At 57.3% G+C, this 8190-nt stretch carries 8 protein-coding genes; 1 reads left to right on the top strand and 7 read right to left on the bottom strand.

From position 1 onward, the window contains the following. From AC1D1Z_RS30910 to AC1D1Z_RS30885, 6 genes are all read right to left on the bottom strand, one after another. On the bottom strand, window positions 1-1124 hold a 1124-nt coding region (locus AC1D1Z_RS30910), incomplete at its 3' end, for a DegT/DnrJ/EryC1/StrS family aminotransferase (RefSeq protein ID WP_477852651.1). Further along, window positions 1121-2092, bottom strand: coding sequence for an NAD-dependent epimerase/dehydratase family protein (locus AC1D1Z_RS30905; RefSeq protein WP_131647638.1), 972 nt, complete (start codon window positions 2090-2092; stop codon window positions 1121-1123). The genes AC1D1Z_RS30910 and AC1D1Z_RS30905, both read right to left, overlap by 4 nt. Further along, window positions 2089-2808 (bottom strand): acyltransferase, encoded by a 720-nt coding sequence (locus AC1D1Z_RS30900; RefSeq protein WP_131647637.1) that lies wholly within the window; start codon window positions 2806-2808, stop codon window positions 2089-2091. Before AC1D1Z_RS30900 ends, AC1D1Z_RS30905 begins: the two co-directional genes overlap by 4 nt. After that, window positions 2798-3901, bottom strand: coding sequence for a DegT/DnrJ/EryC1/StrS family aminotransferase (locus tag AC1D1Z_RS30895; protein ID WP_131647636.1), 1104 nt, complete (start codon window positions 3899-3901; stop codon window positions 2798-2800). Before AC1D1Z_RS30895 ends, AC1D1Z_RS30900 begins: the two co-directional genes overlap by 11 nt. Then, complete coding sequence (locus tag AC1D1Z_RS30890; protein ID WP_477852649.1) at window positions 3898-4935, bottom strand: Gfo/Idh/MocA family protein; 1038 nt, start codon at window positions 4933-4935, stop codon at window positions 3898-3900. Before AC1D1Z_RS30890 ends, AC1D1Z_RS30895 begins: the two co-directional genes overlap by 4 nt. After that, on the bottom strand, window positions 4932-5438 hold the full coding sequence (locus tag AC1D1Z_RS30885; RefSeq protein ID WP_477852653.1) for an acyltransferase: 507 nt from the start codon (window positions 5436-5438) through the stop codon (window positions 4932-4934). Before AC1D1Z_RS30885 ends, AC1D1Z_RS30890 begins: the two co-directional genes overlap by 4 nt. Before the next feature lie 553 nt (window positions 5439-5991). Between AC1D1Z_RS30885 and AC1D1Z_RS30880 the strand changes: the two genes are divergently transcribed. Continuing rightward, entirely contained in the window at window positions 5992-6756 is a 765-nt protein-coding gene (locus tag AC1D1Z_RS30880) for a response regulator transcription factor (protein WP_130660545.1), read from the top strand. Window positions 6757-6998: 242 nt separating this feature from the next. Here AC1D1Z_RS30880 and AC1D1Z_RS30875 read toward each other — a convergent pair whose 3' ends face one another. Then, window positions 6999-7976: a glycosyltransferase family 2 protein gene (locus AC1D1Z_RS30875; protein WP_477852647.1), complete on the bottom strand. Its 978-nt coding sequence runs from the start codon at window positions 7974-7976 to the stop codon at window positions 6999-7001. Window positions 7977-8190: the final 214 nt, after the last annotated feature.

The raw sequence follows: 8190 nt of genomic DNA, 5'->3' as shown, positions 1-8190 counted from the left end.
ATGTCAGACACCGTCATCTGGGCATAAAGCGGCAGTATTATCGTTTGCTGCTGCGCAGATACGCTTCGCATCAGGCTCGTGGCAGCGCGGTGGGAGCTCTCACCGGAATAGGCTCCCTCCAGATGAATGTTCATCACACCACGGCGGGTCGAGATACCCTGATCGAGCAGGGCCTGCATGACGGCCCGCTGGTCGACCGTATCGGGCAATCTCACGCAGAAGCTCTGCCAATTGCTGCGAGCCCAGCGCGGCTCGGCCGGCAGAGAAAGTCCGGCAATCGTCGACAGACGTTCGCAATATTGTTCGGCAAGACGTCTGCGCTGGGCAACCAGCTCCGGCAGCCGCCGCAACTGCTCGCGTCCGACGGCCGCCTGAAGATCAGTCATCCGGTAATTGTAACCCAACTCGTCATAGTCTTCGAAGATGACCTGTTTCGAGCCGTGACGAACGGCATCGGTGACGCTCATGCCATGCTGGCGCCAGAGCCGGAACTTCCGGTCATATTCGGGATTGGCAGTCGTCAACATGCCGCCGTCGCCTGTCGTGACGACCTTCCTGGGATGGAAGGAGAAGCAGGCAATGTCGCCATGCGCTTTGCCGATCTTTTCCCAACGGCCGTCCCACAGGATTTCGCTTCCCGTCGCACAGGCTGCATCCTCGATGACCGGTATCTGGTGGCGCTTGCCGATCTCCACGATGGCGCGGAGATCGCAAGGCATGCCGAGTTGATGCACGCAAAGAATTGCCCTGGTGCGAGGCGTGATTGCCCGTTCGATCAGACCGGCTTCGATGTTGTAACCATCTTCTTCGATATCGACGAAAACAGGCATCGCATCGCAGTACCGAACCGCGTTTGCGGTCGCGATGAAAGAATGGCTGACCGTGACGACTTCATCACCGGCGGATACACCGACAGCCTTCAGGGCCAGATGCAACGCGGTCGTGCAATTGGACATGGCGCAAGCGTGCGCGGCGCCCACAAAGGCAGCGAATTCACGCTCGAAAGCCGCGACTTCCGGCCCCTGCGTCACCCATCCCGACAGAATAACGCGGCGCGCAGCCTCAGCCTCTTCCTCCCCGAGGACCGGTTTGGCGACCGGAATTGTGGATTGAGATGAGCTCATGCTGCCTGCCCCCCTGCGTCGGTCTGCTTTTGCCACCAGGCAACGAGATCACGAAGCCCTTGCTCCATAGAGATCTCCGCCTTGAAGCCGAGGAGCCGTTCGGCCTTGCTGATATCGGCAAGACGACGGGTCACGCCGTTGACCGTGCGGGCCTCCTTGTGCTGCGGTTCGAGTGAGGAACCCATAATGTCGCTCAGCATCTTCGCGAGTTCCAGCAGGCTTATTTCCTTGCCGCTGGCGACGTTGAACACTTCGTCCGTGACATCGCTTTTGGCGGCCAGAATGTTTGCGCGAGCGATGTCGCGTGCATCGACGAAGTCCATCGTCTGGCTACCATCCCCATAGATGAGGGGCGGCATTCCGGCCACCAGGCGTTCCATCCAACGGATCAGAACTTCCGTATAGGCGCCGTAAACGTCCATGCGCGGTCCGTAGACGTTGAAATAACGGAGCGCGACATAGCGCAGACCGTACATCTCCGCAAAGCTGCGCATCAGCCCCTCGTTGAATGTTTTCGCCGCGCCGTAGATCGTCCGGTTATTGTAGGGATGATGCTCTTCTGTCGTTGGAAAGCTCTCGGCCAGCCCCAGAACGGAAGCCGAGGAAGCAGCGACGACCTTCGAGACACCTGCCTTGACGGCAGATTCGAGAACGTTGAACGTCCCCTCCGCAAGGACATCGAAAGCCAGCCGTGGCTCTTCGGCGCATTGCGTGATGCGGATGGCGGCCTGATGAAAGACGACGTCGACGCCTTCGAAGGTTTTTGCCAGAAGCGCTCTGTCGCGGATATCTCCGTCGATGATCTTAACAGGCGCGCTTGCGATGGCCGAGCTGAGATTGTCCCGGCGCCCGCGCACGAAATTGTCGAGGACGATGATCTCGCGAGGTTTTTCCAAAGCGATAAGATCGGCAATATGCGAGCCGATCAGACCGGCACCGCCGGTAATGAGCACCCGTTTGTCTCTCATGATCTTCCCTCACGCAACATGTTCGTCATCGGATCATTATCCGAACGCCAACGTATGAATTTCGCAGGTACACCTGCGGCGACTGAGAACGGCTCGACGTCGGAAACGACAACTGCCCCCGCTCCAACGATCGCCCCTTTCCCGATGGTCACGCCGGGAAGAATGGTCGCATTCGTTCCGATATCGGCCTCCGCGCAGATGCGTACCGGCTTGATTTCAAGATCCGTGCGAATGATCGGCACATCCAAGGGCAGTGCCGTGTGGGTCGAGCCAAGCACCTTGGCGCCAGGTCCCCACCCGACGGAATCCTCGATCACCAGATCGCGAGCGTCGAAATAGGCCATCGGCCCGATCCAGACATTGTCGCCGATCTTGCATCGGCCGTCGAAGCGACCCTGGATATAGGCCTGGGCCCCGATGAAGACCCCATTGCCGATCTCGAACGTCTCGGGATGTTTGAAACCGGCACCGCCTGCAACCTGCAATCCTGTTCCACAGCTCCGCACGATGGCTTGCCAGATGGCTTTTCGCATCAGAGTATCGATGACACCGTCACCTGCCGCGAAACGACCGTAGAGCTCAATCAGGCCAGCGCGCCCGTATGACTGCCTGAGTTCTTCAGCCAGTCCGGCCTGGTAGGCAGGGTCCGCCGGCCTTTCATGACGGCCATGGACCGCCTGCACGATCCGGGCCTCGCCCGCACGATCAACTGACATAGGCGTTCTCCAGCGCGGCGGCCACCTGGTCGACGTGCCACGCCGGCATCTCGGGATAGATCGGCAGCGAGAGAACCTCCCGCGCGGCGGCTTCCGACATTGGGAAATCGCCGGCCTTGCGGCCAAGGTCGGCATGGGCCTTCTGCAGATGCACTGGGATCGGATAGTGCAGCCCGGACTGAATGCCCTCCGCGGTCAATACGCGCTGAAGCTGGTCACGATCGCGGCTTCTGATAGCATAGACGTGATAGACGTGGCGCCGGTCGGTGATTTCGACAGGCGTCCTTAAATTCGCCGAACCGCCAAGCAGCAACGAGTAGCGGCGTCCATGGGCGCGCCGCGCTTCGGTCCAGGCTTCGAGATGCCGGAGCTTGATGCGCAGGATCGCACCTTGAATGGCATCCATGCGGTAGTTGAAGCCCTTCAGCAGATGGTGATAGCGCTGTTCCTGACCCCAGTCGCGCAGCATGCGCATGGTCTTGGCCTGATCGTCGCTGTTCGTGACGACGATACCCCCCTCGCCGCAGGCGCCGAGATTTTTGCCGGGATAGAAGCTGAAGCAGCCGGATGTGCCGATACTGCCGGCGCGCGCGCCTTTGTATTGCGCTCCGTGCGCCTGGCAGGCGTCCTCGATGACCGGGATCCGGTAGTGGTCGGCAATCGCTTTGATCGCGTCCATATCGGCCATCTGACCGTAGAGATGGACGGGAATAATGGCCTTAGTTTGGGCTGTAATCTTAGCCTCGAGTTGAGCCGGATCCATTGTCAGCGTCACGGGTTCGACATCGACGAATACCGGTCGTGCACCTGCGTAGCAGATCGCCGATACGGTCGCGACGAAGGTAAATGGCACGGTGATGACTTCATCGCCGGGGCCGACGCCTGCCGCGAGAAGCGACAGATGCAGGGCACTCGTGCCGGTGTTCACGGCTATCGCATGTTTGACGTCGCAATAGTCCGCGAATTCCTGCTCGAGGCGACCGACCTCCTCGCCCAGTATGTATTGCCCCGAGGCCAGGACACCGAGCACGGCGGCGTCGATTTCGCTCTTGATGGACTGATATTGTGCCTTGAGGTCCAGGAACGGGATCATGCGATGAGCCTCGCCTCTTCAAGCTCGATGATACGGCCGCGCTGGGCGAGCGACCGGCTTGCGGCTTCAAGGATGCGAACGACCCGCAGTCCGGCCTGGCCATCCGTGATGGGCCGCGAATTTTGCTCGATGCAATCGACGAACTGATCCAGTTCGCGTTTCAACGCCTCGGTCATATCGAGCTTGGGCGCCCACATGTCGCCGCTGCGGTAACCGACCATCATCTGATGCACCTTCTCGCCATATGCATCGGAATTGGGGCACATGGTGATGCCCTTGTCATAGACCTTGATCTTTTCGCTGGGCTCCAGATCGTCATAGACGATCATCTTGCTGCTGCCGCCGATCAGCGTGCGGCGGACCTTGACCGGGGCCAGCCAATTGACGTGGATATGTGCGATGAGCTTGCTCTCGAAGAAAAGCGTCAAATAGGCGATGTTCTCCGGCTCGCCGAGCACATGACTCATGCCCGTCGCGGAAACGGCTACCGGCCTTTCCTGCACAACATGGTCGAGGATGGAGAGATCATGCACCGCGAGGTCCCAGATGACGCTGACATCGTGCTGGAAGAGCCCCAGATTGACCCGAACCGAGTCGTAGTAATACATGTCGCCGAGGCCGCTTTCGACCAGTTCGCGCATCTTGCGGACGGCGCCGGTATGCACGAAAGTATGATCCACGGCCAGCACGAGGCGTCTACGCGCGGCCTCCTCGACCATCCGCGAGGCTTCGTCCGTCGTCGAAGCCATCGGTTTTTCGACGAAGACATGCTTTCCGGCCATCATAGCCTGCATCGCGAGTTTGATATGGGTGAAGACCGGCGTCGCGATAGCGATGGCATCCACTCTCGGATCGCGCAGGACTTCCTCGAAATCATCGGTGATCGTCACTGCGGGGTAGCGGCTTTTGACGGCCGCTAGCCGTTCGACATTGAGATCACAGACTGAAATGAGCTGCGCGCCGGYCGCTTCCGAGATGTTACGAACCAGATTCGGACCCCAGTACCCATACCCAACAACGGCGATACCAATCATTGCACTTCTCCCAGCGCTTGCATGTTGACTGATCGGTCATGAACGCGACCGATGATCCGGGCCGGAACGCCGACAACAATGGCGCCGTCGGGCACATCCTTGGTTACAACAGCGCCGGCGCCGACCTGTGCGGCCTCTCCGATGATGACGCCAGGCAGAATGGTGGCGTTGCTGCCAATCGACGCGTGGCGCTTGACCAGAATAGGGATGACGGCCCAGTCGGCTTCGGTCTGCAGGCTGCCATCGAGATTGACGGCGCGCGGGTATGTGTCGTTCGTAAACATGACCCCGTGGCCTATGAACACGCCGTCTTCCAGCGTCACGCCCTCACAGAGGAAGGAATGGCTGGAGATCTTGCAGTCTTTTCCGACGATGACGTTCTTCTGAATCTCGACGAAGGTGCCGATGCGCGTTCCTGCGCCGATCGTGCAGCCGTATAGATTCACAAGATCTCGATGGTGGATGACGCAGCCGTCATCCAGGTTGACGTTTGATGCAATCATCCCCGCAAAACCCCTACTCCTGAACAAGCCCAGACTTTCAGTTGAAACACACAATCGCTTGATTGCGCTCAAGGTTTCATACCGACAGGACAAATATTTCTCTTCCCTCCAAAGAGAATTGTTTTCTTGATCTGAGTAAAGAAACAAAACGTTTAAGGTTATTCACCTAAAGGCGTATCTACTTATGACGACTTACGCCTTGGTTCATGCATCGACCAACGTTGGTGGCGGGGTCACCTCCCGCCTCCGTTGCCGGACCTACGCCGGAGACAGCGATTGTTTCCATGCATTTAGTGGTCCGCCCCAAATAGCGGTGTAACGGCGGATACTATTCTACAAACCCCCTAGTAATATATAAGTCTACCTTAGATTTATCGCTCTATTTCCGCCTTACGATGGAAGTTGTGCGCTACTTAGCCTATATTAGCTACTGTAACGTTCCGCGAATTGTGGTATTCGATTCCTACTTTAGAGTTTCTTAAACCCCCGTATTGAGAGGGGTTGGTACTCGGGCCGTAGTGGGAGCGTAAACGTGTTAGGGGAGGGTGAAGCTGTGAATTCAGCACTTATACCGAATATAGACCTTAGGCAGGAGAACTTAGCCTTTCCCCTTAAGATAGAAAGTAATTCGAACGCACTTGCGCTGTCGGCGGGACAAACGCATTCGCTTGTCATTCTCGATAATCGTGAACTCGATCGGCAATGCCTGGCGCAATGCATGGCTGCCCAAAAAACGGATTTGCAGATTCTGGCATTTGGATCAATTGAGGAGTGGAAGCAGAAGCGCGACGAATATCCTCCGCTTTCGGCGATCCTCTTGAACGTCGGCGGCAAAAAGATCGATGAACCGGCCATTTCGGAGCAAATCCGGAAGCTTGCGTCGGAATTCGCATCGACGCCACTCATCGTACTGGCTGATAGCGACGATTTCGGCCAAATCGTCAGGGCGCTCGAGTACGGAGCCAAAGGGTTTATTCCCGCCTCAGTCAGCGTCAGTGTATGTATGGAGCTGATCGCGCTTTCAGTGGCAGGCGGAATTTTTGTGCCTGCAAGCGCCCTGTTCGCCATGCGTCACTTGCTGGACTCGAGCAATTCGACCGCCCGCCCCCTCTCCGGCATATTCACGGATCGTCAGGTCGAAGTCGTGGAGGCGCTCCGACGCGGAAAGGCGAACAAAATTATCGCTTATGAGCTCAATCTGCGAGAAAGCACGGTAAAGGTGCATGTTCGCAACATTATGAAAAAGGTCAAAGCAACGAATAGGACGGAAGTCGTGTTCAAGCTCAACGACTTGTTCCAAACCAGTGTGCCAGCATGAGCGTGAATAAGGCGTTGTACTGATCGTTGTTGGGGCAAATCTTTTCGTATCTTGGAACTGCGTTCTTGTTCAAATCAACCCGGTGGCGCGAATTCGTCACCGGGTCTTTTGATACCGGGGCGCGTCTATCACGTCCCCGCGATCTTGGCATGAATAGCGATCGAGCGCTCAACCACCCAACTGTTGTTTGCGTACTTGCGGATGAACTAACCCGGCCCGGTCCTGCCTATTCATCCTGCAACTCATCGCCCGATAGAATTCAAGGCGTACCAGCACTTTGGCCCGATTGTTTGCTTGCAGACCAACTTGATCCAGGGCAATGAATTTCGCACTTCGGGAGAAACCTCGAGAGCAAAGCGCTGAATAGCCATGGCTGTGGCAACATCGAAATTATTGAATGCCATGCCGGCCAGCCGAAGCGCCTCTTTCCCGAGATCCCTGGCAAGAAAACGTCTTAGTTTCTCATCTTTCCTGMGGCTTTCCGCGCCTTGGCGAAACAGAATATCGAAAGCCTGTTTTCTTTGCCGGAGGTCAGGAAGGATACTTTGTCCATAGTATTGTAGCGACATGTTCGAAGCATGTCTGCGGTATACTGCCTGGTCTTGGTTGATATAGCCCACTCCAGCATGTGATGCGAGCCGCAGCCACATCTCCATATCACCGGCATGCGGYAGTTCCTTATTATAGCCGCCGACCTGTTTTTGCAGCGTCGTTCTCACGACGGCTGTCGGTGTCGGGACCAGATTGTTTGCTCCACTCAACCGTATGAATTGCGGACCGGACAAGACCTGCATGGGAGGTACGCTATTGTCGCCGAGAGGATCGACGCGCTTACTGACGCCATTCGGCTCAGCTATGAGCGCGTTCCCGAACGTAAACCCCACATGCGGATGATTGCGCATCAGCTCCGAAGCGCGACCCAGCGCGCCCGGCAGGAGATAATCATCCGCGGAGAGAAGCAGGAACAAGTCGCCGCCCGCCCACTCGATTCCCCCATTATAGGTGGCGATATGGCCCTTGTTTGCCGTGTGCCGCCGATAGGTGACCCGTTTGTCCCGGGATGCCAGAGCCTTTCCGACTTCCGGCGTATTGTCTGGCGAGCAGTCATCCAGAATAAGCACGCGCACGTCGACGCCTGCTTGTGAAAGAACACTTCCAACACATTCCTCAAGGAAATGAGCGTAGTTGTAGCAGGGAATGACGACATCAACGCGTTGCAAACTTGTTCCTCCGCCGGCAATCGTTTCGTTCGAAGCATTTCATGGAACCCGAATTCGGCTTCGTTTCGCTCTTACGCGTTCGTCGCTCCCCCAATCATAGGCGCGACGTTGATGCGTGTGCCCGCATAGCCGATTTCGTGCAGGACCATGCCGCTCTCAACAAGACGGATCGGGCAAGCAACCGGGAGCCTGCACGCTTCAGGCCACTTCGAAC

It is taken from the genome of Rhizobium sp. P1_E1 (assembly GCF_056406015.1).
This window is presented reverse-complemented; position numbering and strand designations above follow the sequence as displayed.